The organism is Chryseobacterium sp. AC405b (genome assembly GCF_979258685.1).
Genome location: NZ_OZ409877.1, coordinates 643,592 through 668,904 on the forward strand (window position 1 = coordinate 643,592; position 25,313 = coordinate 668,904).

The 25,313-nt window shown below is 34.2% G+C and carries 24 protein-coding genes, 1 rRNA gene and 1 pseudogene; 15 read left to right on the top strand and 11 right to left on the bottom strand.

Annotated features, from left to right (window positions below; all coding sequences use genetic code 11):
- Positions 1 to 82 precede the first annotated feature (82 nt).
- The gene (locus ACZZZA_RS03105) at positions 83 to 415 is read right to left on the bottom strand and encodes a hypothetical protein (protein ID WP_463429755.1); all 333 of its coding nucleotides are present in this window, start codon (positions 413 to 415) and stop codon (positions 83 to 85) included.
- Between the two features lie 333 nt (positions 416 to 748).
- Here ACZZZA_RS03105 and ACZZZA_RS03110 point away from each other — a divergent pair, with 333 nt between their 5' ends.
- The 6 genes from ACZZZA_RS03110 to ACZZZA_RS03135 all read left to right on the top strand — a co-directional run bounded on the left by ACZZZA_RS03110 (position 749) and on the right by ACZZZA_RS03135 (position 6,912).
- Positions 749 to 2,566 carry a cobalamin-dependent protein gene (locus tag ACZZZA_RS03110; RefSeq protein ID WP_463429756.1) on the top strand — a complete coding sequence of 606 codons (1,818 nt, stop codon included), beginning with the start codon at positions 749 to 751 and terminating at the stop codon, positions 2,564 to 2,566.
- Positions 2,475 to 4,097, top strand: coding sequence for a methylmalonyl-CoA mutase family protein (locus ACZZZA_RS03115; protein ID WP_463429757.1), 1,623 nt, complete (start codon positions 2,475 to 2,477; stop codon positions 4,095 to 4,097). The genes ACZZZA_RS03110 and ACZZZA_RS03115 overlap by 92 nt, the downstream gene beginning before the upstream one ends.
- Positions 4,098 to 4,199: 102 nt before the next feature.
- Complete coding sequence (locus ACZZZA_RS03120) at positions 4,200 to 4,403, top strand: hypothetical protein (protein WP_463429758.1); 204 nt, start codon at positions 4,200 to 4,202, stop codon at positions 4,401 to 4,403.
- A 91-nt stretch (positions 4,404 to 4,494) separates the two neighbouring features.
- The gene (locus ACZZZA_RS03125; protein WP_463429759.1) at positions 4,495 to 5,265 is read left to right on the top strand and encodes a hypothetical protein; all 771 of its coding nucleotides are present in this window, start codon (positions 4,495 to 4,497) and stop codon (positions 5,263 to 5,265) included.
- Between the two features lie 4 nt (positions 5,266 to 5,269).
- Positions 5,270 to 5,980, top strand: coding sequence for a Dph6-related ATP pyrophosphatase (locus ACZZZA_RS03130; RefSeq protein WP_463429760.1), 711 nt, complete (start codon positions 5,270 to 5,272; stop codon positions 5,978 to 5,980).
- A 38-nt stretch (positions 5,981 to 6,018) separates the two neighbouring features.
- The gene (locus ACZZZA_RS03135) at positions 6,019 to 6,912 is read left to right on the top strand and encodes a hypothetical protein (protein WP_463429761.1); all 894 of its coding nucleotides are present in this window, start codon (positions 6,019 to 6,021) and stop codon (positions 6,910 to 6,912) included.
- Positions 6,913 to 6,964: 52 nt separating this feature from the next.
- On the opposite strand, the gene ACZZZA_RS03140 is transcribed toward ACZZZA_RS03135, so the two are convergent.
- Both ACZZZA_RS03140 and ACZZZA_RS03145 read right to left on the bottom strand, forming a co-directional pair.
- Positions 6,965 to 7,579 (bottom strand): hypothetical protein, encoded by a 615-nt coding sequence (locus tag ACZZZA_RS03140; protein ID WP_463429762.1) that lies wholly within the window; start codon positions 7,577 to 7,579, stop codon positions 6,965 to 6,967.
- Positions 7,576 to 7,899, bottom strand: a complete 324-nt coding sequence (locus ACZZZA_RS03145) for a PadR family transcriptional regulator (RefSeq protein ID WP_463429763.1) — start codon at positions 7,897 to 7,899, stop codon at positions 7,576 to 7,578. Before ACZZZA_RS03145 ends, ACZZZA_RS03140 begins: the two co-directional genes overlap by 4 nt.
- Before the next feature lie 90 nt (positions 7,900 to 7,989).
- Between ACZZZA_RS03145 and ACZZZA_RS03150 the strand changes: the two genes are divergently transcribed.
- The 4 genes and pseudogenes from ACZZZA_RS03150 (at position 7,990) to ACZZZA_RS03165 (ending at position 12,145) form a co-directional block, all read left to right on the top strand.
- A complete protein-coding gene (locus ACZZZA_RS03150) occupies positions 7,990 to 8,517 on the top strand; it encodes a 2'-5' RNA ligase family protein (protein ID WP_463429764.1) in 528 nt (175 codons plus the stop codon).
- Positions 8,518 to 8,583: 66 nt separating this feature from the next.
- Positions 8,584 to 9,138 carry a crossover junction endodeoxyribonuclease RuvC gene (gene ruvC / locus ACZZZA_RS03155; RefSeq protein ID WP_463433726.1) on the top strand — a complete coding sequence of 185 codons (555 nt, stop codon included), beginning with the start codon at positions 8,584 to 8,586 and terminating at the stop codon, positions 9,136 to 9,138.
- A gap of 117 nt (positions 9,139 to 9,255) precedes the next feature.
- Positions 9,256 to 10,327: pseudogene (locus ACZZZA_RS03160) on the top strand (DUF4407 domain-containing protein).
- Between the two features lie 78 nt (positions 10,328 to 10,405).
- Positions 10,406 to 12,145, top strand: a complete 1,740-nt coding sequence (locus ACZZZA_RS03165) for an APC family permease (RefSeq protein ID WP_463429765.1) — start codon at positions 10,406 to 10,408, stop codon at positions 12,143 to 12,145.
- A 111-nt stretch (positions 12,146 to 12,256) separates the two neighbouring features.
- Here the strand turns inward: ACZZZA_RS03165 and guaB are convergent, their stop codons facing one another.
- The 7 genes from guaB to ACZZZA_RS03200 all read right to left on the bottom strand — a co-directional run bounded on the left by guaB (position 12,257) and on the right by ACZZZA_RS03200 (position 18,566).
- On the bottom strand, positions 12,257 to 13,717 hold the full coding sequence (gene guaB, locus ACZZZA_RS03170; protein ID WP_463429766.1) for an IMP dehydrogenase: 1,461 nt from the start codon (positions 13,715 to 13,717) through the stop codon (positions 12,257 to 12,259).
- Positions 13,718 to 13,871: 154 nt separating this feature from the next.
- Entirely contained in the window at positions 13,872 to 14,372 is a 501-nt protein-coding gene (locus ACZZZA_RS03175) for a DUF4252 domain-containing protein (protein ID WP_463429767.1), read from the bottom strand.
- An 11-nt stretch (positions 14,373 to 14,383) separates the two neighbouring features.
- Entirely contained in the window at positions 14,384 to 15,652 is a 1,269-nt protein-coding gene (locus ACZZZA_RS03180; protein WP_463429768.1) for a DUF4252 domain-containing protein, read from the bottom strand.
- A 66-nt stretch (positions 15,653 to 15,718) separates the two neighbouring features.
- On the bottom strand, positions 15,719 to 16,375 hold the full coding sequence (locus ACZZZA_RS03185) for a hypothetical protein (RefSeq protein WP_463429769.1): 657 nt from the start codon (positions 16,373 to 16,375) through the stop codon (positions 15,719 to 15,721).
- A complete protein-coding gene (locus ACZZZA_RS03190) occupies positions 16,350 to 16,859 on the bottom strand; it encodes an RNA polymerase sigma factor (RefSeq protein ID WP_463429770.1) in 510 nt (169 codons plus the stop codon). The genes ACZZZA_RS03185 and ACZZZA_RS03190 overlap by 26 nt, the downstream gene beginning before the upstream one ends.
- 91 nt (positions 16,860 to 16,950) lie before the next feature.
- Positions 16,951 to 18,117, bottom strand: a complete 1,167-nt coding sequence (locus ACZZZA_RS03195) for a GlmU family protein (protein WP_463429771.1) — start codon at positions 18,115 to 18,117, stop codon at positions 16,951 to 16,953.
- A 197-nt stretch (positions 18,118 to 18,314) separates the two neighbouring features.
- Positions 18,315 to 18,566, bottom strand: coding sequence for a type B 50S ribosomal protein L31 (locus tag ACZZZA_RS03200; protein WP_047445187.1), 252 nt, complete (start codon positions 18,564 to 18,566; stop codon positions 18,315 to 18,317).
- 246 nt (positions 18,567 to 18,812) lie between these two features.
- Between ACZZZA_RS03200 and ACZZZA_RS03205 the strand changes: the two genes are divergently transcribed.
- The 5 genes from ACZZZA_RS03205 (at position 18,813) to ACZZZA_RS03225 (ending at position 24,498) form a co-directional block, all read left to right on the top strand.
- Complete coding sequence (locus tag ACZZZA_RS03205) at positions 18,813 to 20,225, top strand: hypothetical protein (RefSeq protein ID WP_463429772.1); 1,413 nt, start codon at positions 18,813 to 18,815, stop codon at positions 20,223 to 20,225.
- 58 nt (positions 20,226 to 20,283) lie between these two features.
- Positions 20,284 to 20,610: a nucleotide pyrophosphohydrolase gene (locus ACZZZA_RS03210; protein WP_463429773.1), complete on the top strand. Its 327-nt coding sequence runs from the start codon at positions 20,284 to 20,286 to the stop codon at positions 20,608 to 20,610.
- A gap of 79 nt (positions 20,611 to 20,689) precedes the next feature.
- Complete coding sequence (locus tag ACZZZA_RS03215) at positions 20,690 to 21,913, top strand: 3-phosphoshikimate 1-carboxyvinyltransferase (protein ID WP_463429774.1); 1,224 nt, start codon at positions 20,690 to 20,692, stop codon at positions 21,911 to 21,913.
- Between the two features lie 33 nt (positions 21,914 to 21,946).
- Positions 21,947 to 22,747: an SDR family oxidoreductase gene (locus ACZZZA_RS03220; protein WP_463429775.1), complete on the top strand. Its 801-nt coding sequence runs from the start codon at positions 21,947 to 21,949 to the stop codon at positions 22,745 to 22,747.
- A 218-nt stretch (positions 22,748 to 22,965) separates the two neighbouring features.
- On the top strand, positions 22,966 to 24,498 hold the full coding sequence (locus ACZZZA_RS03225) for a BamA/TamA family outer membrane protein (protein ID WP_463429776.1): 1,533 nt from the start codon (positions 22,966 to 22,968) through the stop codon (positions 24,496 to 24,498).
- Positions 24,499 to 25,103: 605 nt separating this feature from the next.
- Here the strand turns inward: ACZZZA_RS03225 and rrf are convergent.
- A 5S ribosomal RNA gene (gene rrf, locus ACZZZA_RS03230) occupies positions 25,104 to 25,211 on the bottom strand.
- Between the last annotated feature and the right edge of the window lie 102 nt (positions 25,212 to 25,313).

A 25,313-nucleotide genomic window follows, 5' to 3' on the forward strand; every position in this document is an offset into this window, starting at 1 on the left:
ACTTAATCAATCAACATCTATAATAAGATGTAATCATAAATTTTAAAATAAAGTTTTTAAGATAAAATTTTTGCTGATAAAATTAATTACGCAAAGACTTATTAGCCCTGAAACTTGCGATTAAATAATACGCCACAAAAACGGTAGAGAATTTCAGAATAGCAGGAATTGCCAATTCGAGATTAAATAAAATAGATCCAATAAAAACTAATAATGCCATTGCAGCAAACGAACTCAAAAGTTTCTGCATTAAAGTAAATTTCGGAGTATCAAGATAATATGATAACCCCCAAGCTAAACCGAAAGCAATCGCATAAAAAATATCTAATCCAATATTTTCACTGCTCATGAAAAAATAATTAATTGCGAAACTAAGAATCGTTCCTATAGCGAAATATATCAATGCTTTCTGCATACCATTTTAATATGATGCAAAAATAACGAATTTTAATTTGTGATAAAGCCGTCAGAATTAATAAGTGCTTTTCCTTTGTATATTTTGAACCTTTGTATTTCGAAAATAAGTGAAATGGCCTTGTTTATCTTGAGCGCAATAGTATATTTAAGTTTCTTTGTCTTCCATCGCGTTTAATCTCAATGGAAGATAAAGTTTTTTTAAAAACTCAAAACAGTAAATTTATATTTCTAAAATTTTATTTAAATATTTAAAAATCAATATATTGAATATTTAAAATAAGTTTTTATTAAATTGTTATATTTGGAAACTTAGAAATTTTCTACAATAGATATGGAAACCCAAAAATATACTCCAACAAACAAAGTAAGAATTGTGACTGCAGCTTCGTTATTCGACGGGCACGATGCGGCAATTAATATTATGCGCCGTGTCATTCAGGGAACAGGATGCGAAGTCATTCACCTTGGTCACGACAAATCTGCTGAAGAAGTAGTGAACACAGCTATTCAGGAAGACGCCAATGCCATTGCATTAACTTCTTATCAAGGTGGTCACAACGAATATTTCAAATACATCTACGATCTTTTAAGAGAAAAAAACTCTCCGCAGATTAAGATTTTCGGCGGCGGAGGCGGCGTAATTCTGCCTGAAGAAATAGAAGATATTATGGCTTACGGAATCGACAGGATTTATTCTCCGGACGACGGTCGTGAACTTGGTTTACAGGGAATGATCGACGATTTGGTGAAAAGATCAGATTTCGCAACAGGAAAAGAAGTAACCGTTGCAGATTTAGATTTAATTGATTTTGCAAACTCAATCAGCATTGCTAAAATTATTTCTGCAGTTGAAAACTTCTCAGAAGAAAAACCCGATTTGGTAAAAGCCATCGATGAAAAATCAAAAGATTTAAATATTCCAATCATTGGTATCACAGGTACAGGTGGAGCCGGAAAATCCTCATTGACAGACGAATTGGTAAGAAGGTTTCTTCGTTCAAACCCGGATAAAAAGATTGCGATCATTTCCATTGACCCTTCGAAAAAGAAAACCGGAGGTGCACTCTTAGGTGACAGAATTCGTATGAATGCGATCAATGATCCTAGAGTGTATATGCGTTCAATGGCAACGAGAGAAAACAACGTTTCTGTTTCGCCATTCATTCATTCCGCTTTAAATGTGTTGAAACTGGCTCATCCGGATGTCATTATTCTGGAAACTTCGGGTATCGGTCAATCCGGTTCAGAGGTTTCAGATTTTGCAGACGTTTCAATGTACGTGATGACTCCCGAATATGGAGCTTCCACGCAATTGGAAAAAATTGACATGCTGGATTATGCAGATTTGGTTGCTTTAAATAAATCTGATAAACGTGGCGCTTTAGACGCACTTCAAGCGGTGAAAAAACAGTTCCAGAGAAACCATTTGTTGTGGGAAAGTCCATTGGGTGATATGCCGGTTTATGCAACCAAAGCTTCTCAGTTCAACGACCACGGAACGACTGACTTATACAATAGATTAATTGAAAAAGTAAACAGCAAATTTTCTGATTTAAACTTACAAGGCTTTGTAGAACAGGAAGTTTCTGAAGATATTACCATTATTCCTCCAAAAAGAGTGCGTTATCTTTCTGAAATTGTTGAAAACAATAGAATTTACGATGCCAATGTTGAGAAACAGGCTGATTTAGCCAGAAAAATGTATCATATTGAAGGCGTGAAAAGCTTTCTTTCCAATGAAACTTTAGATGCTGAATATCAAAAAGCCGAAAAAGACCTTCAACAGGAAAACATCGACTTCCTAAACAATTGGGAAGATACGAAACAGGCTTTCAAGGCAGAGTTTTACTCTTATTTCGTTCGTGGAAAAGAAATCAAAGTGGAGACCTCAACAGAATCTTTATCCCATTTAAAAATTCCTAAAATTGCTTTACCAAAATACACAGATTGGGGCGATTTAATTAAATGGAAAGGTCAGGAAAATCTTCCCGGAGGATTTCCGTATACATCGGGAATTTATCCTTTTAAAAGAACGGGAGAAGACCCGACAAGGATGTTTGCGGGAGAAGGCGGAACCGGAAAGAACCAACAGAAGATTCCACTATGTTTCTGCAGAAATGGATGCGAAACGTCTTTCTACAGCTTTTGACTCTGTGACATTATACGGACAAGACCCTGCTCTACCACCGGATATTTATGGTAAAATCGGAAATGCGGGAGTTTCTATTGCTACTTTAGATGATGCGAAAAAACTGTATTCCGGATTTGATCTGGTGAATGCCATGACTTCGGTTTCAATGACGATTAACGGACCTGCACCGATGTTGCTGGCTTTCTTTATGAATGCTGCCATCGACCAGAATGTTGAAAAATATATTGCTGAACATAAATTAGAAGCAAATGTTGAAAAAGCTTTAAAAGCAAAATTCGACGATAAAGGCTTAGAAAGACCAAAATATAACGGCGAATTGCCGCCTTCAAATAATGGTTTAGGTTTAAAATTACTTGGTTTAACAGGTGACGAGGTAATTCCTGCCGAAGCTTACGCTGAAATTAAAGCGAAAACGATCGCAACCGTTCGTGGTACTGTTCAGGCTGATATTTTAAAGGAAGATCAGGCTCAGAATACGTGTATTTTCTCTACTGAATTTGCCTTAAGATTAATGGGTGACGTTCAGGAATATTTTATTACCGAAAAAGTAAGAAACTTCTATTCGGTTTCAATTTCGGGATATCACATTGCGGAAGCAGGCGCAAATCCTGTTTCTCAGTTGGCATTTACATTGGCAAACGGTTTCACATATGTAGAATATTATTTGTCAAGAGGAATGGACATCAATGATTTTGCACCCAACCTATCTTTCTTCTTCTCCAACGGTATCGACCCTGAATATTCAGTAATCGGACGTGTGGCGAGAAGAGTTTGGGCAAAAGCAATGAAACTGAAATACGGAGCAGACGAAAGAAGCCAGATGTTGAAATATCACATCCAAACTTCGGGACGCTCGCTTCACGCTCAGGAAATTGATTTCAATGACATCAGAACTACACTTCAGGCATTGTATGCAATTTATGATAACTGTAATTCACTTCACACCAATGCTTATGACGAGGCGATTACAACTCCGACTGAGCAATCTGTAAGAAGAGCGATGGCAATTCAGTTGATTATCAATAAAGAATTAGGACTGGCTAAAAATGAAAATCCGCTTCAGGGTTCATTTATTATTGAAGAATTAACAGATTTGGTTGAAGAAGCTGTTTACACAGAATTCGACAGAATTACAGAAAGAGGTGGTGTTTTGGGTGCAATGGAAACGATGTATCAGCGTTCGAAAATTCAGGAAGAATCAATGCATTACGAATGGTTGAAGCACACAGGAGAATATCCAATCATCGGAGTCAATACTTTCCTTGGAAAAGACGGTTCACCGACGGTTCGTCCGGGAGAAGTGATCCGTTCGACTGAGGAAGAAAAACAAGTCCAGATCGAAACGCTTCATAATTTCCAGCAAGCTAATGAAGATAGATCTGAAGCAGCCTTAAAAACATTACAACACGCTGCCATCAATCAGCAAAATTTATTTAACGTCATGATGGATGCCGTGAAATATTGTTCGCTTGGGCAGATTACCAACGCTTTGTTTGAAGTGGGTGGAAAGTACAGAAGGAATATGTAGGTCCGTAGCCGGACTGGCAGTTTTTAATACTAAATGTTTAAATATAAATCAAACCTCAAGGAAATTTCTTTGAGGTTTTTGTATTTTTACTTTAAGAAAAAAATGAAAATAAAAAGTTTTATCAGAATAATTTCAGCAATATATTTAATAGGATCTGCGGTCTCGTGTAAATCTTATCCAATGGAGATTCCTCATAAAAGCGATGTGGATAAAAACTCTGAAGAACTGCAAAAAAGACAAGCTGCAGAACGTGAAAAAACAGAGATTAATTATCTAAATAATTTTGGGAAACCACCAGGCAAATAACCTTATGTAAAATTGGTCACTACAGATTATCTTCAAGAAATTCCTTGAAGTTTTTTGTATTTTTACTCCACAAAAAAAAACATTTTAAATAATGAAATATATTGTATTCCTGATCGGAATTATTTCCAGCGGATTTTTCAACGCTCAAGAAGCAGACAACAATCTTCAAGGTTATTTTATGACCAACTCAAAAGAATCTCTTTACCCGTATTTTGCCTTTGATGGTAATGGGAAAGTAGATATTGCAGGATTTGGGAAGGGCGAATATTTTATAAAAAACGATTCTGTCGTAGTTTTTCCGGATAAAGATATTTTTATTTTTAAAATTTCTAAAAACCGTTTGAGTGGAAATTCTACCTGGGTAAAAAATACCAGATGGGACTTGAAGAAAGACAGTCTCGCTGAAAATAACAGAAAAGATGAAGCGCTGGCTAAGAAAAATGCTAATCTCCTGTACGAATATTATCGTAAAACCAGGGCAAAATCAAATGATCTTGAGAAATTATTTGATGAAAAAGTAATGGTCAATTACGCCAAAACCATTGATGATTTATGCAATAGAGGTCTAGCAAAGGCGTGCATGGAAAAATTTGGATTAATGATAATGGAGGATATTGGAGGAATGGAAGCTGTTTTAACAAGCAAAACCAAAAAGCCAAAACAGAATGCTGAGATTATTAAGCTCGGACAAAAAATCATTAGCATGGGCGAAGTTGAAGGTCATACAGTTTTAGGAAGTTACTATTATAGTTTAGGCAATAAAACTAAAGCCACAAAAGAATGGCAAACGGCAACAGAAAAAGGAAGTACCAAAGCAGAATTAGCACAGTTTGAAGCAGAAATGAATGATGCTACAAAATAAATCAATGAAACCCAAAGCCATCTTCAACTGGAGCAGCGGAAAAGATTCTGCCCTTGCTTTATATAAGACTTTAAAAGAAGATCAATTTGAGGTTACTTCTTTACTGACAAGCATTAATAAAGAGTTTCAGAGAATTTCGATGCATGGTGTCCGTGTTTCATTATTGGAAAAACAGGCTGAAAGTTTAGGCTTCCCTTTGATTAAGGTGGAACTTCCGAAAGAGCCTACGATGGAAGAATATCGTGAAATGATGACTAAAACCATGAATGAAATACAATCCCAAGGCGTTACTCATTCTATTTTTGGTGATATTTTTCTGGAAGATATAAGAAAATATCGTGAAGGTCAATTGCAATCCATAGGAATGGAAGCTGTTTTCCCTCTTTGGAAAAAACCTACCACCGACCTCATCCATGAGTTTTTAGATTTAGGTTTTAAAACCATTGTAACGTGTGTGAACGAAACTTATCTTGACAAAAGTTTTGCGGGTAGAATTATTGATAAAGATTTCATTAGAGACTTACCCGAAAATGTAGATCCCTGCGGAGAAAACGGAGAATTTCACACCTTTACTTTTGACGGACCTATTTTCAAAAATAAAATTGAGTTTGAAATCGGAGAAACCGTAAAGAAAACCTATCCGAAACCAAAATCTGATGGACAAGAGAATGGTGGTGAATATGTTTTCTGGTTTTGTGATTTGGCTGAGAAATAATAAGTCAAATTTTTCGTTTTTGATTTAAACTGAAAATTATGAGACATTATCTGAGAATTGAAAATTCTTGTAACATTGCATTAGAAAAGATGAACGATATTCCGGAAGGGAAATATTGCAACTCTTGTTCTAAGAAGGTGATTGATTTTTCGGTTTTACAAGATTTTGAAATCGCAAAGATTTTAGAAGAAAACTCAGACAGGAAAATTTGTGGTATTTTTTTTAAAAATCAATTAAACCGACCATTAATTGAAGGAAAAAAAATTGAGAAACAACCATCAAGAAAAACAACGTTCACGAAAGTAGCAGCAGGAATTGCACTCACGGCAAGTATTATCAATTCTTATCCTGCGCAATCTACAGAAACAAACAAAATAGAACTAACACATTCAGCTAATTCTAAAAAACTAACTACTAAAGAAGAGAAGAAAACATCTGATGGCAATTTTATGATTTCCGGAAGAGTTCTTTCCTCAGATAAGCAGCAGCCAATTTCAGCAGAAGTTAGTTTCATCTCTGTTTTAAAGGTTTATACTACAAAAACAGATGAAAATGGAAATTATTCTCTTGAAATTCCAAAAGATATTCTGAAGTACGAAAGTCTATTAGAATTTAAACCTAATTCCTTTGCTTATGACAGAAAACTGTCAATCTATACCATAGAAAATTTAGGAAAAAAACAGGTCGTTGAATTGGATTATAATGGCTTTGATAAGATGTATGGTGAAGTTTCATTTGGTGCACCTCTTGCGTCAGAAAAATCATTTGTAATTATGGATGGTAAAAAGCTGGATTATAAAACTTTTAATAAGAGCTATTCCATTTTTCATTCAAGTTATGATGTGTATTACATCCCTAAAAAGTTTGTGAGCTTTTTTTCTAAGAAAGAAACAATCGAAGATATATACATCGTTTTCGTAAAACCAAAATAAAGATTTTTTGAAAGCAGAAAATTTCTGATGTCCTTTATTTGAAAGTCGGTAATCATGCTAAAAGTATATTGACTTTTTTACTCGTTAAATAAAGCAGTTGAATTTGAATTGCTAATGTAAAAACTATAAAAATCTGATTAGCAGCAGGCTCCCAAAAATGAGGATTGCCATTGAAAATATAACTTATACTAAAAAACAACAATGCAAGAAGCTGATTTCTGATAATCAGCGGATGAAATTGTAAATGAATATACTCTCTAAAATTCATCTTTTTAAACATTAAATTATACAGCATCAGACAAAATGCTATTCCACTAAGAGCAAACACAATAAGTAGCAGAAAATCAGGCTGGATGAGGGATAGAATAAATGCCACCGCAACTGAGATAATTGAATATAAAGTGATATTTTTAAACCTGCTCTGTAAAACACTTTTTTCTATTCTTGCGATTTTCTTAAACGAAAAAAAATCTGCTTTTACCATTTCCAATTCATATTGCCACTTCAATTTTGTTTTGAGAAAAGCTTCCTGAAAACTCACATTATCTTTCATCAATTCAGAAATCTGGATGATAAAATGATCGTGAACCTCATTTAAAATCACAGTACTCAAATACTTTTTCTGAAGAAAATTCTTTATTTCACGTTCCTGAAAAATAGTGATCATATATTAAAAATAGTATTAAGATTAAACAAATAGCTTTTCATATCATCTTCCTGAGTCGTCTGCTGTTTCTTACCTTTGTCTGTTAAAAGATAATATTTTCTGTTTCTTCCACTAATTTCCTGGATCTCAGAAGTAATCATTCCATCAGCTTCCAGTTTATGCAATAGCGGATAAAGCGCACCTTCGGTCATCTCAAGCTCACCTTTTGTAAGTTCTTTTGCACGCTGTGTCATTTGGTAACCGTACATTTTTACCTCTTTTGAAAGCAATTTCAAAATGATATTTTGCAAAGTCCCTTTATATAAACTGTTATTTTTCAATTTCTACTTTTATACATAACAAATTTATGTATAATTTTCTTATGTATAAAATCTTTCGCCTGTTATTTTTTTAAAACTTATTTTTACTCAATGAAAAAAATGTATTTTATCGCTATTTATCCTCCACAGAAAATTATTGATGAAGTTAAAGTCTTTAAACAAGATTTGGCTTTACACTTTAATAATTCTAAAGCTTTAAAAAATGATGCACATATTACATTACTTTCACCATTCGAAAGAGAACTGTCTTTGGAGAAAGACATTCATGATGCTTTTCAGAAAATTGATACTGATATTTCACCTTTTGAAATTACCTTAAATGGTTTTGGAAGCTTTCCGAATCCTAAAAATCCTGTTCTTTTTATTCAGCCCGAAGAAAATTTACATCTCAATAATGTATATCGAAAGGTTAAAGAAAGGTTTAGTTTTAAGACGTACGCTTTCAATCCTCACGTAACTGTTGGATATAGAGATCTGACTTGGGAAAATTATCAAAAAGCCTGGGAACTTTATAAGGATAAAGAATTTAAAACTAAATTTATCGTTGACAAAATTTCTCTTCTTCGTCATGATGGAAAATGGGTTCCTATTGCTGAAAAGAAACTTACCGAAGAGTAAATATTAAGTAAAAGTATCATAACAATATTCCCAATCAAATTCAGAACTCCTATCTTTGAAGCAATGATTTCAGCAGAGAAAATAATTTTAGGTATTGACCCGGGAACTGCCATTATGGGTTTTGGGCTTATTTCGGTAAAAAAAGGCAAGATGGAAATGATTTCCATCCACGAATTGATTCTAAAAAAATACCCTAATCACGAAACAAAGCTTAAATATATTTTCGATAAAACTTTGGCGTTGATTGACGAATTTCATCCTGATGAGGTAGCATTGGAAGCTCCATTCTTTGGTAAAAATGTGCAATCTATGCTGAAACTGGGACGCGCTCAAGGTGTTGCCATGGCTGCAAGTCTACACAGAAATATCCCTATCACAGAATATTCTCCTAAAAAAATAAAAATGGCCATCACCGGAAACGGAAATGCCAGTAAAGAACAGGTCGCAGGAATGCTTAAAAATCTTTTAAATCTAAAAGAATTTCCCACAAAATATCTGGATGCTTCCGATGGATTGGCAGTCGCAGTCTGTCACCATTTCAATTCCGGAACTTTATCTGATACGAAAGGTTATACGGGTTGGGAAAGTTTTCTGAAACAAAATCCTGACCGACTCAAATAAATTTAAACATCTGAAATACAGGATATTACAAAATTAAAATTGATTACTTGGTAAAACATATTACTATTTGTAACATTGGTATAATTTTTAATACTAATTTTGTATAAATTTTCAAGAATGAAAAATAGTCAGCAAATCATAAATCATACGCATTATCAAATAAATTGGTTTCAGAAATTTCTGATGATGTGTTCCGGAGGAAATATCCATATCCTCAAAAAAACACCGAGTGAATGGAATAAATTCTCAGGAATTGGAGGAATTGTACTTTTTACTGCGATTTTCGCCACACTTTCAGCAGGTTACGCAATGTTCACCGTTTTTGATGATATCTGGATGTCAGTCGGGTTCGGAATTCTATGGGGATTGATGATTTTCAATCTTGACCGATACATCGTTTCTTCTATTAAAAAAACAGGAACATGGTGGAATCAGATTTTGATGTCTATTCCGAGATTAATTCTGGCTACATTTTTAGGAATTATTATTTCTAAACCTCTGGAGCTAAAAATCTTTGAAAAAGAAGTGAACAAGCAATTAAATACCATTATTCAGAGAAATAAAAAACAGCTGCAAGGTGAAATGAATGGTAGAATTCTTCAGCAAAGCGGGCCTTTTGACACCGAGAAAAAACAAATCACCGATAAAATTGCCCAATATCAAAAATCGTATGACTCTGCTGCTGTTGAATTGGAGAAAGAAATTTTAGGGAAACAATCGGGGTTAACGAGCGGTAAGGAGGGTTTCTGGACCGAACGCAAAACGAAAAACAGAACTGAAAGAACAGCGCAGACTCGATCTTGAAAATTATCAAAAGCAGGCTGCACCAAGATTGAACTATTTGGATAAAGAAATCTCAAAAGTCTACACCAATTTGGAAACTGAAAGAAAATCTACTGAAACCGTTGAAGATAAATTTAACGGATTTGCAGCAAGGCTTCAGGCGTTGGATGAATTAGGAAAAAACTCAGCAATCATTGCTACTGCGGCAGCGTTCATCATGGGTCTATTCATTTGTCTGGAAATTTCCCCTGTTTTGGTTAAACTGATTTCTCAGGTCGGACCTTATGATTATCTTTTAGAAAAAACTGAAAACGATTTCCGACTGTATTCAAAAGAAAAGGTTGAAAAAGGAAATGCGCTTACTGATTTTAGGATCGATGATTTTAAGAAGAAATTCAAAGATTAGCGTATTTATCATTAAAAACAGGTCTAAAATAAAAATAACAAAATGATTTTTTCTATTTTAGTACACTAAATATAAATGATGGCTACACACAAAAAATTAGGAGAATGGTATGCAACATCAATTTGCGGTAATGATATCACATCTTCTGTACTTTACGTTTCTGCACTCACAATAGGTGTCGCAGGACAGTATGCATGGATTTCGCTTTTGATGGTTGCGGGAACACTTTTCCTGTTCAGAAAAATATATGGTGAAGTTGTAGGAGCACTACCCTTAAATGGTGGAGCCTATAATGTCCTGCTTAATTCTTCTTCAAAAAGCAATGCTTCTTTGGCAGCGACACTTACTATATTGTCTTATATGGCTACTGCAGTAATTTCAGCGAGCGAAGGAATGCATTATTTGCACCATATTTTTCCTGTTTTTGATGTAAATTGGGCTACATTCTTTCTGTTGCTATTATTTCTAGGACTTACCATTTTAGGTTTTTCGGAAAGTGCCGTTGTAGCATTTGTTATTTTTGTTTTTCATATGGTTTCCATGTTGGTCTTGGTGATTTCCTGTACCGTATTTTTATTCAACAATGGTTTGCATTTCCTTATCGATAATTGGCAAATGCCATTGGAAGGCGGAGGTATTTCAAAAGCGCTTATCTTAGGATTCAGTGCAGCTATGCTCGGAATTTCCGGTTTTGAAAGTTCTGCCAATTTTGTAGAAGAACAAAAGCCTGGAGTTTTTCCTAAAACATTAAAAAATATGTGGATTGCAGTTTCTGTTTTAAATCCGCTCATGGCAATTCTTGCAATATCAATTATGCCTATGTCTGAAGTAGGAGAATATAAAAATTCTTTTCTTTCGCATATGGCAGAAACTACAGGTGGTGGCGTTTTGGCAACCATCATCTCCATAAATGCAGTCACAGTTTTGAGTGGGGCTGTTCTTACTTCTTTTGTAGGTGTAAATGGTTTGATTAAAAGAATGACCCTCGACAGAATTTTACCTAATTATTTTTTAAAGGAAAATAAGAACGGAAGCACCTATAGAATTCTCATCTTATTTTTCCTACTTTGTATATCTGTTCTTCTTGTAACTAAAGGAGAAATCGGCCCACTTGCAGGTGTATATGCACTTTCATTTCTTACAGTAATGGCATTTTTTGCGATAGGAAATATGTTTCTTAAAATAAGAAGGCCCACACTTCCAAGACCTGAAATTGCTTCACCAATCACTGTTCTCATTGCGCTTATTGCTGTTTTAATTGCATTGTACGGAACTGTAAAATCTAATCCCACTTATTTGCTTACATTTTTATCTTACTTTTTTCCTGCGATATTGGCAATCATAATGATGCTGGAACGGAACTCTATCATGCTCTTTATAGCCAATATCATTCACACAATGAATAAAAAATACAGAAAACACATTATCAAAAGTGAGCGATCATTGTATAAATCTATCAAAAAACTCAATCAGCAAAAATTCGTATTTTTTTCAAAAGGTGATGATATCTCTACTTTGAACAAAGTAATGATGTATGTTTCTGAAAATGAAGTCACGAATAAAATGTTTATTGTTTCTATATTAGAAAAGTATCAGCATCCTACAGAGCAATTCCTATCAGATTTTGATGCTTTAGATCGTGCATATCCTGCGATTGATATGGAATATATTATTGAAGAAGGTAGTTTCACACCAGATAAAGTAGATGAGTTGAGTACTCGATGGAATATCCCGAAAAACTTCATGTTTATTTCTACTCCCGGAGAACGTTTTAGCCACAGAGTTGAAGATTTAGGAGGTGTAAGATTAATTATGTAATTCAAAAAAACTTTCTTAAAAAAATTAGGCAAATAAAATTTAATTATTTTACCAAAAAAAAGTAGGCTATCCAAATTTGCGGATAGCCTACTTTTTTTATTATTTTTTATCTTACAAAGAATAATTAGGAGCTTCAGACGTAATAATCACATCATGAGGATGAGATTCTTTTAATCCGCTTCCTGTAATCATTACCATTTTTGTGTCTTTCTGTAAAGCTTCAATATCTTTGGCTCCACAGTAACCCATTCCTGCTCTAAGACCTCCGGTTAACTGGAAAATAACATCTTCCAGCTTCCCTTTGTGCGGAACTCTGCCTTCAATACCTTCCGGTACGAATTTTTTAGCCTCACTTTGGAAGTATCTTTCTTTTCCGCCTCTCTTCATTGCAGAAAGGCTTCCCATTCCCTGGTATGCTTTAAATTTTCTTCCTTGGTAGATAATTTCTTCACCTGGTGATTCATCAGTTCCTGCTAAGAGTGAACCCACCATTACTGCTCCTGCTCCACTTGCGATTGCTTTTACAATGTCTCCGGAAAGTTTAACTCCTCCGTCAGCGATTACCGTAACGTTTTTAGATTTAGCATATTCATACACATTATAAATTGCTGATAATTGAGGAACTCCCACTCCTGCAACAACTCTCGTTGTACAAATAGATCCGGGACCTACACCAACTTTAAGAACATTTGCACCTGCTTCAATCAAATCTTTAGCGCCTTCGGCAGTTACGATGTTTCCACCTACAAGATCCAAATCCGGATATGCTTTTCTGATTTCTGAAATTTTATCTAAAACTCCTTTAGAATGACCATGTGCAGAATCGATTGCGATAATATCAACACCGGCTTTCACCAATGCAGCAATTCTGTCCATTGTATCTTCTCCTACGCCAACTCCGGCTCCTACAAGTAAACGTCCGTTTTCGTCTTTATTGGCGTTTGGATATTCTAATTGGTTATCAATATCTTTAATGGTAATCAAACCAACAAGCTTATATTCTTTATCAACAATAGGAAGTTTTTCAACTCTGTTTTTAAGAAGAATTTCCTTTGCTTTTTCAAGATTCGTACTTTTATCAGAAGTTATCAGATGCTCTTTTGTCATGATCTCTTCCACTTTCATATCAAGATTTTCCTGATATTTTACATCTCTGTTGGTAATGATTCCTATTAAGACATTATCAGGATTTACAACAGGAAGACCAGAGATTTTATATTTTGCCATCGTTTCTTTAGCCTGAGCCAAAGTATGGTCTTTTGTGAGTGTAACAGGATCTGAAATCATTCCGTTTTCTGAACGCTTTACTCGGTTAACCTGTGCAGCCTGTTCAGCAATCGGCATATTTTTATGAATAAAACCTAAACCACCCACTCTTGCCAAAGCAATTGCCAAATCTGCTTCCGTAACGGTATCCATTGCGGCAGAAACTATAGGAACATTAAGCGTAATTTTATCAGTAAGTCTTGATTTTAAAGAAACCTGGTTAGGTAAAACTTCTGAGTAAGAAGGTACGAGAAGAACGTCATCGAAAGTGATGGCTGTCTCTACAATTTTGTTATGAATCGACATCTTTACTTTCTGTGCAAAATTAGGCTATTTTAACCAAATAAAAAAATGCATTTCAATAGTTTAAATAAAACTTAATAATCAATAAAATAGATTAAAAAAAGCCGCAATCATGATGAGTGCGACTTTTAACAATATAAAATAAGTTAATATGAAATTATTTGTCTGAAGCGTTGTTAATCATTCTTGAAATATCGTCAGCCGTAAAATTTCCTTTGACATCTACAAAAACCAAATCTTTATCTGAATTCACAGTAATCAGCATATTTTTAATAGATTCACCTTTTTGTTTTACTCTGATATTCACGTTATTGCCATCATGTTTTATGGTTGCCCATTCTTCGTAATGATTATTGTTTAAATAATTGGCGTAATCTTTCAGCATGGTTTTGTTTCCGTTTTCTACGGTCAGTATCTTTATTTTTGAGACTTTCTTCACCATATTCACCAAAGCTTCGCCATCCTCATCTTCTCTCAAAGCTTTTTTAATGTAAGGTTTTGCTAAAAACAACGGAACATTAAAGCTCACAAATCTTGCCCCTTGATAATCATAATCGGAATTTGAAAAAAATTCCATATTGGGCTTGTGCGAAACGACGCAAGATTGCATTAAGAATATGGTGCAGATACCTGCGAAAAGGATTTTTAAGATTTTCATGGTTTATATTTTTAGTTGATTGCAGATAGACTTCCACCAGACATTTTGCTTACATCAGAATCAATCTTAGGATTTCCTTTGTATCTTACCGAGCCTCCGGAAGAAGCTTTTACTCTCATCTTCTCCGTAACATTCACTGATGCGCTGCTTCCTGAGGTAGATTCTATTTCTGCAGTATTCATTCTAAGGTTTTCTGCTTTGATTACCGAACCGCTGCTCACATCAATCATTCCGATATCTGCGTTTCCTTCAACGGTTATATTAGAACCGCTCGAAGATTTCACCATGATTTTTCCTGAAGTGACATTCGCTTTCACACTAGATCCTGAACTTACATTAAAGTCTACATTATTATTTACCGTGAACTTTCCTGCTACACTTGATCCGGACGAAGCATCAATTTTTAGATTGTTTTCTTTAATTGAATTGACCACTGTGAAGTTAGAACCTGATGATGTTTTAATATGATCCATTCTCGGTGAAGAAATATTGACACTCAGATTTTTAAATCTCACCTTTTTGGATCCTTTATTATCGATATAAACTTTCAGAACCCCATTTTCAACTTTTGTAATGACATACTGTAACTTATCAGAATCTGCAAGAACTTTTATATTGGTGGAGTTTTCCTGTTTAAAAACTATATTGACACCTGTACTCACTTCAATTCCGGAAAATTCGCCTACATTTCTGTTTTCACCGTTCAGATAAGAAGAATCAGTGTCTGAATTAAAACTACTTCTTACGGTCGTTGTATTTGAAGAACTCATTGTAGTTTCACTGGAATTGATAATTTTGTTGACATCATCCATTGAAAGTTTTCCGTCGAGCATGACCAGAATATTTTCCCCGTTTCCGCTGTCGATTCTCAATAAAATATCTTCCAGTATTCCGTTTTTAGCTTCTGAAGAAAGAAATTTAATCTTGCTGTCACCATTCTTTACAGACATCATTTCGCTGTAATTCATGTTTTTAAGATAAGATGTAATTTCTTTATTCAGCTGATTCAGATTGTTCTGAGATTTTCCGTTTTCAGGACTTTCAGTAATCAGGACTTTTAATCCGTTGATTTTGGCGAGTAAAGGTTTGATCTGATCCAATTCAGAATCTGCAATATTAAGATTGCTGAGCATCCCAAACATGGGCTTTGCAATTTTGATGGACGTTACTCCTTCCACTTCCTGGTATCTGTCAAACAATTGATCCAGTTTTTCTTTTTGCCCGTACACATCGAAAAAATGTGAAAATGCGAGTGCGAATATGATGAATATTTTTTTCATGACTTTAATTAAAATTTTAGTTGACTACAAGCCTGATCAGTTGCGTAATCTATGTTGATTGTTCTATTAGTATTCTACGTTATCCATTACTTTTGGTTGTGCTAAAGCCTGGTTGACATTGTTTGCAACAACCTGAAGCGAATATTTTGTAACATTGATGGCTTCTTCCATATTATCGATTCTTTTACCGTTGACGATCACATAAGAATCTCTGTATCCTGTGGAATCTTTTATGCTTTTAACTCCGGAATTGCTCACATATCTCGGTTTCGTTTCTTTTTTAATTCTGCTTTTTTTAGATAGAATTTTATCTAAAACATCCACTTCAGCCATAGCGCTTTCCTGAAATACCGAATCTCTTTTCGCTCCGGAAATCGAGTCGCTGTTTAATGCTGCAACCTGAGTCTGATGCTCGTGGTTTTCTTTAATAAAATCAGATTTCTGTTTCTGAATTTCGTTTTCAACCAAGCTTGCCTGATCTACGTCTGCATTTTGGTTGTAATTAAAAATTAAACCAACAGAAAAAAGCAAAACTATACTTGCAGCCATCCAAAACCATTTTGGGAATGATGGTTTGGCTTTGCCGATAGGAATAATCTCAGCTTCATTATTTGTATTACCTTCTGCCTTTTGAAGAAAATCTTCAAAATCCCAGTTCATTTTTTCCTCTTTTAAGTCTTTTACGACTTCTTTATATTTATCCTGAAATTGATCGTTGTTCATAGCTCATCAGTTGTGAGATTTGTTCTTTTACTTTTTGTCTTGCCCGCATAAGATTCACTCTTACTGCATTTTCTTCCATTTCCAGCATTTCGGAAATTTCAGACACATCATACTCTTCTACATCTTTCAAATGGATAACCATTTTCTGTTTTTCAGGAAGCTGATTGATAAAACCAATGATATGTTCCTTCAGATTATTCACATCCATACTGTAGAGTTCCGACCGGTGAAGCTGCAGATCCGCAAAGCCCAACTTCACGTCGTGGTGTTTCAATCGGTTGAGGCATTCATTTTTTACAGATTTTAATGCGTAGGATTTTAAATTTCCAAATTTTTCAAGTTCTTCTTTTTTCTGCCAAAACCTGATCATTAAATCCTGTACCACATCTTCTGCCTCGTCGCTGCTCATGACAAACCTTTTCGCAAAACGATACATCTCATCTTTGAGAATGAAAACCGTGTTTTTGAAAATCTCCTGGGTCATAAGTTTGTTTCTATAAGTAAGACATCTAAAAACTGAAATTTATTACATCTAAAACAAAAAAACTTCAAAATAGTTTGAAGTTTCATTAATATCATATTTGAAATTCGTTAAAAATATGTTTCAAAATTGCCTTGTCATCGTCTGTTAAAGGCAGTTTTCTTCTTGCCATTACTTTTTCGGCAACTTCATAGGCTTTGTCCAATTTAAAACGTTCATCATCTTTAAATCCGCCCCACGAAAAGTTTTCTATTAAATTTGGAGGAAAACCTTCTTTGAAAATATTGGAAGCTACACCGATCACCGTTCCGGTATTTAATTGCGTGTTGATTGCTGTTTTAGAATGATCTCCCATAATTAAACCCGCAAACTGAAGACCTGTATCTTCAAAATGTTTGGTTCTGTAACTCCAGAGTTTTACATTGGCGTAATTGTTTTTCAGATTGGAAGAATTGGTATCTGCACCCAGATTACACCATTCTCCGATCACAGAATTCCCAACGAAACCATCGTGACCTTTATTAGAATATCCAAAAATGATAATATTATTCACTTCGCCACCAACTTTACAATGCGGTCCAACCGTTGTTGCACCGTAAATTTTTGCACCTAAATTAAATTTAGATTCTTCACACAAAGCAATCGGGCCACGAAGATTGCAACCTTCCATTACTTCTGCATTTTTTCCGATGTAGATTTTTCCGGTTTTGGTATTGATTGTTGAAAATTCAATTTGAGCTCCTTCTTCGATGAACAAATCTTTTTTGTCGCCTAAAAATCCGTTGGTGGAAGATAATTCCTGAGAAGATTTTCCTTTCGTTAATAATTCAAAATCAAAATCGATTGCTTTGTCGTTATACGTAAAAAGATCAGTCGGCTTTTTAAAGAAAACCAGTTCCTCTTTGATGTCGGTCATTTTCTCGATTTGATTAAGAGAAAAACCTTTCATATTGATTCTTGCAGCGATTAATTCATCTTCATAAACCAAAGCTTCACCCAATTTTAAATCTTTAATTTGCTGAATAATTGTTTCAGTCGGTAAAAAATTGGTTACTAAAAATAAGCTCTCAACATCTTCAGGATTTTTAAACTTATTCTGCAGATAATTTTCTGTAAAAAAAGAAACATCTGTGTTTTCTAAAATTTTCTGCCATCTTTCTGAGAAAGTAAGAATCCCACATCGCATTTCTGCAATAGGACGGGTAAAGGTAAGCGGAAGAAAATCTTCCCAATATTGTGCATCTGAAAATACTAATTGCATTTGATAAGAAGTTAGATGTTAGAGACTAGAAGTTAGAGAATAAAAGTGTCCTAAATAAAGTAAACAATCTGACTCCATTTTCTAATAAGCAAAAATACAAATCCTGAAACTAAATTCTAATATCTAATTTCGAAAAAAATACAAATAAAAAAGTCTCCCAAAATTTGGAAGACTTTAAATATTTTTAAAACAAAAAATTACTTAGAGAATTTCTTGTATTTATTCATGAACTTGTCTACTCTACCTGCAGTATCAACTAATTTAGTCTTTCCTGTGTAGAAAGGGTGAGAGCTAGAAGAGATTTCCATTTTGATTAATGGGTACTCTACACCTTCGTGCTCGATCGTGTCTTTTGTGTCAGCAGTAGATTTTCCTACAAATACTTCGTCGTTACTCATATCTTTGAAAACAACAAGTCTATAATTTTCTGGGTGAATTCCTTTTTTCATAATACAATTTTTTAAAAAAATTAAAGTTTTGCTTTCGAAATAGTAATGGTATTTCTCTGCTAAATTTTAGGTTGCAAAAATACAATATTTTTTATAATATACAAATACTTGAGCAATAATTTTTTAGAAGAAAAAATCTATATAATAACATGGTAATACTATAAGACAGAAAAACAAATAAATAGCAACATATGAAAATCAAAGTATTTTCGTTAAATTTGAAATCTATATTAAACTTCATTATCAATGAAAATCAAATTACTATTATTTTGCTCTTTCTGGATGCTTTTACTGGCGGTTTCTTGTAATAAAGACGAAATTTCTTTTGATACTCCTTCTCAGGAACTGAGATTCTCCAGAGACACCGTTTTCTGTGATACGGTTTATCATCAGGTACGATCAGAAACTTATGCTGTAAAAGTATTTAATAATGAAGATAAAGATGTTTTGATCCCGAAAATCAGCCTTGAAAAAGGTACTGCTTCCTTATATAAAATCAATGTAGACGGAAAATCTGGTTATGAGTTTACCAATGTGCCTTTAAGAAAAAATGACAGTTTATATATTTTCGTTGAAATTGCGCCTCAGGCAACAGGTCCGGAAGCAATAGCCGAAGACCGTGTACTATTCACAAGTCCTGTCGGTCAGCAGCATGTCACTTTATTTTCTGTGGTTCAGGATGCTGAATTTTTTATTCAGACTCCTTCTAATCCTAATGTTTTGAGCAATAACACAACCTGGACGAAAAATAAAGCTAAAATTATCTATGGAAATCTTACCGTTGATCCGAACATTACATTAAATATTGAAGCAGGAACAAAAGTATATTTCCACAAAAACAGCGGAATGAAAGTTGCTACCGGAGCCACATTAAACATGAACGGAACTCAAACCGAACAAGTCATAGTGCGTGGAGACAGAAACGATACCTATTACGATACCATCCCGAGAAACTGGAATTCTATCAAAATGGAACCCGCTTCTATTCTGAATATGAATCACACAAGGCTTTTCGGAGGAACAAAAGGTTTAGATATGAAACAAACCAACGCTACGATAAAAAATTCTTTCATTCATACTTTTCAGGAATATGGAATTTATGCGGTAGCTTCTACGGTGAATGCAAGTAATTTGGTGATGAATAACTGCGGAGAATCGGCTATCGGAATATTTAAAGGTGGAAATCACACCTATACCCACGCAACAATTGCTAATTATTCGGGAACAATGGGCTCTCTTAACCGTATGGGAATTTTCGCTACCAATGAATGGAAAAATGAAAATGGACAAACCGAACAGGGAGCTTTGCAGAATTTAAATATACTCAACAGCATTGTTTATTCAGACAGGGATGATTCGGTAAACTTTGAACAAACGCCAGGACAGCAGTTTCAATATTTAATTCGAAATTCGTCTATAAAATATGCCGGAGCTTCAGGTGCAGGATTTACATTTGATAACAATCCTATGAATGTAATTCAAAGTGTAAAAAATGAAGATCCTAAATTTGTAAATTACTTCACGGCTCAGATGAATCTTCGTGTAAAAGCAGATTCACCCGCAAGAAATAAAGGTGCAGCGGCAATTGCAGCAACAGTTCCAACGGATATTGTAGGAGTGACAAGAACTACAAGCCCTACTTTAGGAGCTTATCAGTAATATGATAATTGATGATTAATTACTTGTTTCTTTAAACATTTAACCAAGCTCTCTTAAAATGGAAATCACCCATCTACAGCAGCAAGTCGATGAATGGATAAAAAATATTGGTGTTCGTTATTTTAATGAATTGACCAATATGGCAATGCTCACCGAAGAAGTAGGAGAAGTGGCAAGAATAATTGCCAGAAGATATGGTGAACAAAGTGAAAAGGAAAGTGATAAAACCAAAGATTTAGGTGAAGAATTGGCTGATGTACTGTTCGTAACCTTATGTCTTGCCAACCAAACCGGAACCAATCTGCAGGAAGCTTTTGATAAAAAAATGAAGGTGAAAACTGATCGCGATAAAGACCGACATCAGAATAATGAGAAATTAAAATAAGATAGTAGATGTCAGATTTCAGACACTAGATTATTAAAGTCTGAAATCTGATGTCTTGAATCTTAAATCTGAACAAATAATGAAACTAGATAAATTTAAATTAATCGGAAATAAAACCATACAAATCAGCGGTTCGAAAAGTATTTCGAATCGTTTGTTGATTTTGGAAAGTTTATTTTCAAATATAAAAATCGGGAATTTATCCAATTCTCAGGATACACAATTATTAAAAAAAGCTCTTTCAGGAAACACTGCAACTGTTGACATTCATCATGCAGGAACGGCGATGCGCTTTTTGACATCGTATTATTCGATTCAGGAAGGAAAAACTACTATTCTTACCGGTTCAGGAAGAATGAAAGAACGACCGATTAAAAATCTGGTAACCGCTTTACAGAATCTTGGAGTAGAAATTGAATATTTAGAAAATGAAGGCTTTCCGCCTTTAAAAATTACCGGAAGAAAAATCACTGAGAAAAAAGTAGATGTTCCCGCAAATATTTCGAGCCAGTTTATTACTTCCCTCCTCTTAATTGCTGGGAAATTAGATCACGGTTTGGAAATAAATCTTGTTGGCGAAGTGACTTCAAGATCTTATATAGAAATGACCCTCAACATTTTAGCTAAATTTGGAATTAAAAATTCATTTACAGAAAATACGATCAAAGTTGAATCATGCATCAATCATCAATCATCAATCATTAGCTACGAAGTAGAAAGCGACTGGAGCTCCGCATCTTATTTTTATTCTTTTGCTGCAATTGGAAGAGAAGCAATTCATCTGAAAAGTTTTTACAAAGAATCTACTCAGGGAGATTCTGCAATTGCTAAGATTTATGAGCAGTTTTTCGGGATTAAAACTATTTTCATAGAAAAAGAACACAAATTAACCGTTCAACCGATTGAAGATTTTCAATTTCCTGGAAAGATTGTTTTGGATATGAATAATTGTCCTGACATCGCACAAACACTTTGTGTAACAGCAGCAGCTCTGAAAATTCCTTTTGAAATTTCAGGTTTGGGAACTTTAAAAGTAAAAGAAACTGACCGACTTTTAGCTTTACACAACGAACTGAAAAAATTAGGAACTGAAACGGAAATAACAGATTTGACCATAAAATCTTTAGCATTTAAAGATGCGGAAGAAAATATTTCTATCAAAACATATCAGGATCACAGAATGGCAATGAGTTTTGCGCCGTTTTGTCTGATTAAAGAGCTAAATATTGAAGACGAAAACGTGGTGGAAAAATCTTATCCGATGTTTTGGGAGGATTTGGATAAAATCTTCATAAATAATTGACCTTCAACTTAGAAAATATAAATGTCACAATAAATGTCACAACATAAAACAATCATCATCACCGGAACTTCCTCAGGAATTGGTTTCGTTTTAGCAGAATATTTCGGAAAGAAAGGTCACAGAGTTTACGGTTTAAGCCGAAAATTCACCGAAAGTCAATATTTCAAATCAATCCCGACAGATATTACAGATAACGAAGCCGTTCAGAATGCCATTGCGGAAGTCTTGAAAACAGAAACAAGAATTGATGTTCTCATCAACAACGCAGGAATGGGAATGGTAGGTTCCGTAGAAGATTCTGCGAAAGAAGATATTTTAAAATTATTTAATCTAAACCTTATCGGAGCCGTTCAAATGATGAGTGCGGTCTTACCAAAAATGCGTGAGAATACATTCGGGAAAATTATCAATGTTTCCAGTATCGGAAGCGAAATGGGATTGCCTTTCCGTGGATTTTATTCTGCTTCAAAATCGGCTTTAGACAAAGTAACCGAAGCAATGAGATATGAAGTTTACCCTTGGAATATCGATGTTTGCTCCCTGCATTTAGGTGACATCAAAACCAATATTGCAGAAAACAGAGTAAAAACTAAAGTTTCCGAACCTTACAGAAATGTTTTTGATAAAGTATATGCTCTGATGAATTCTCATGTAGGCGACGGAACAGAACCTTTAGAAGTTGCAGAATACATTGATCAACTTTTAACTAAAAATAAGTGGAAAGCTCATTATTATTTCGGTAAATTCGGACAGAAAATCGGGGTTCCGTTAAAATGGATTTTGCCACAGGGAACTTATGAGAATTTAATGAAGAAGTATAATAAATTGGACTAGATTCAGTTATTAAATAAAATTTTAAATTTAAAAATTAGAGGAATTAACAGCATTTTTGTCATTCCGCAGTAATCTAAGATATCTTGCTAAATTCACTGTCTGGATTCCTACGGAATGACAAACTTTTTTTAAACATTTTGTAATAATTGAAGTTATTTTTAAACATATTTTTTACCCTGTTTTGTGTTTTTTTACAAGCACAGAAGAAGCACTATTTTATGATTGATTCTGAAACGAAGGTCAAGAAACAAGTCAAGGATTCTCTTTCTGCGGTGAAATTCCTCGACTCTCTGGCACAGAGCAATTATTTTTTTACTGAATTAAAAGATGTCAAAATAAAAGGAGACAGCACAGAAATTATTTACGACAAAGGGAAAAACTTCAACGAAACGTTTGTTACACTTTCAGATTCTATTATCAAGAGACATAAAATTGAGAGAGATTTTTTTACTAAAAATTTAGATTCAACCAAGAAAGTCATTAACAAAAAATATATTGATGAAGGTTTTGCATTCAGCAGAATTAAATCCAAATATAAGGGTCAGAAAAACGGTTATCCGATTGTAGAGATCGACATTAATAAAAATGACAAACGCACGATTGATGGTTTTGTAGTGAAAGGTTATTCCAGAGTTCCCAAAAGATTTATGAAAAATCTTGAAAAGGAATTTAAAGGAAAAACGTATGACGACAAAAATCTGATTTCAATTAATAAGAACTTTCAAAGTCATGCATTTGTAAGTCTGGAAAGACCGCCACAGACACTTTTCACAAAAGATTCTACGCAGATTTATCTTTTTATGGAAAAGAAAAAAACCAATAGTTTTGATGGTGTGATTGGTTTTGGAAATGATAAAACAGAAAAATTCACCTTAAACGGCACCCTGAATGTTAATTTCAGAAATATGTTTAATAGTTTTGAAACCGTAAATTTATATTGGCAAAGAAATCCGGATAAAGGTCAAAATTTTGATTTACAAGCAGACATTCCCTATCTTTTTAAGTCAAATGTTGGCTTAAATATGAAAGTAAATATCTTCAGACAAGATTCTACTTTCGCCAATGTAAAAGCGCTTCCTGCTTTGTATTATCACATGAACAGCCGAAATAAAATAGGTCTTCGGGGAACTTTCGAAAACTCCACCATCATCGATTCGTTGTACGTTCAGGGAAAAGATTACAACAAAAAAGGAATCGGAATTTGGTTTGAAATGGTAGAACCTACTGATATTGATTTGTTTCTGTATAAAACTAAAATCACCGCAGGATATGATTATCTGACGACAGTTTATACCAAAGATAATATTACAGCTCCTCAAAATCAATTCTATTTTTTCGGAGAGCATAATTATAACATCAACGGAAATCATTTCCTCAATATCAAAGCAGAAGGTGCAATGATGGATTCTAAAGTTGATTTCTCTGCCAACGAACTTTATCGTTTTGGAGGCTGGAATTCTCTCCGGGGTTTCAATGAAAGTTCACTCGCAGCCGACTTTTATTATTACGGAGGCTTGGAATATCGATATCTCATCGGAAATCAGGCGTTTTTTGATGTATTTGGTCAATATGGACAGCTCAACAACAAATCATTGAATGTAAAGCCAAAATTGTACAGTGTGGGGCTTGGTTTTAATTTCTTTATTCCAATCGGTTTGATGAGTTTTCAGCTGTCGAACGGTAACGAGTTTGGAAATCCTTTCAAGTTTAATGATATTAAAATTCACTGGGGAATTCTCAGTAGGTTTTAGAAATTATAAAGTTTTTGCGATTATAAGCAAAGTGTTTAATAAGATCCAAAACTTAAGTGATTTATGAATCAATTGGACTCTACCTTTAATAACAATAGAATCTATAAGTTATACGAATCAATAATATTTGTACATTTCACTTAACTCAAACATCTATCACAGTATTTTAGGATACAGCAATTTTACTTTATTTCCCATAGATCTTGGGTGTAATTATAATTTATTGGATTTTCGGTTACTATTTAACTCCTGCGAGAAATACAATAATATGGTTTACAAGTAGTATACACTTTAGAAATAACTTTCATATTGAAAGCATATCTACAGCATTTTTCTATGAGAAGTTATATTCAGCTATTAAACTAATATTTACAATGGTTTACACTAAGCTTCAAATAAAACTGTTTACAATTTTCGGATATAAAAAAACTCCCCTACTATTGAGTACAGGACTTTTTTGGGTTGATTGTTATTAGTAATTGATTACTTGTTATAACAAAAAAGACTTCTACTTTTCAGTAGGAGTCTTTTTTTTAGGAGTGTTTTGTTGAATGTATTGCATAAAAAAAGCTCCTCAATCTTTCGATTGAGGAGCTTTAAAAAAAAACTGGCGGCGACCTACTCTCCCGCTTTCGCAGTACCATCGGCGCTGGTGGGCTTAACTTCTGTGTTCGGAATGGGAACAGGTGAGCCCCACCGCTAAAACCACCCTAAAGGTTGTATATAAGATATCAGAGGATAGATTTCAGATTTCAGACTTTTTTAGTCTGTTATCTGATGTCTTATTTCTGACATCTGTTTTAAGCGATAAGAAT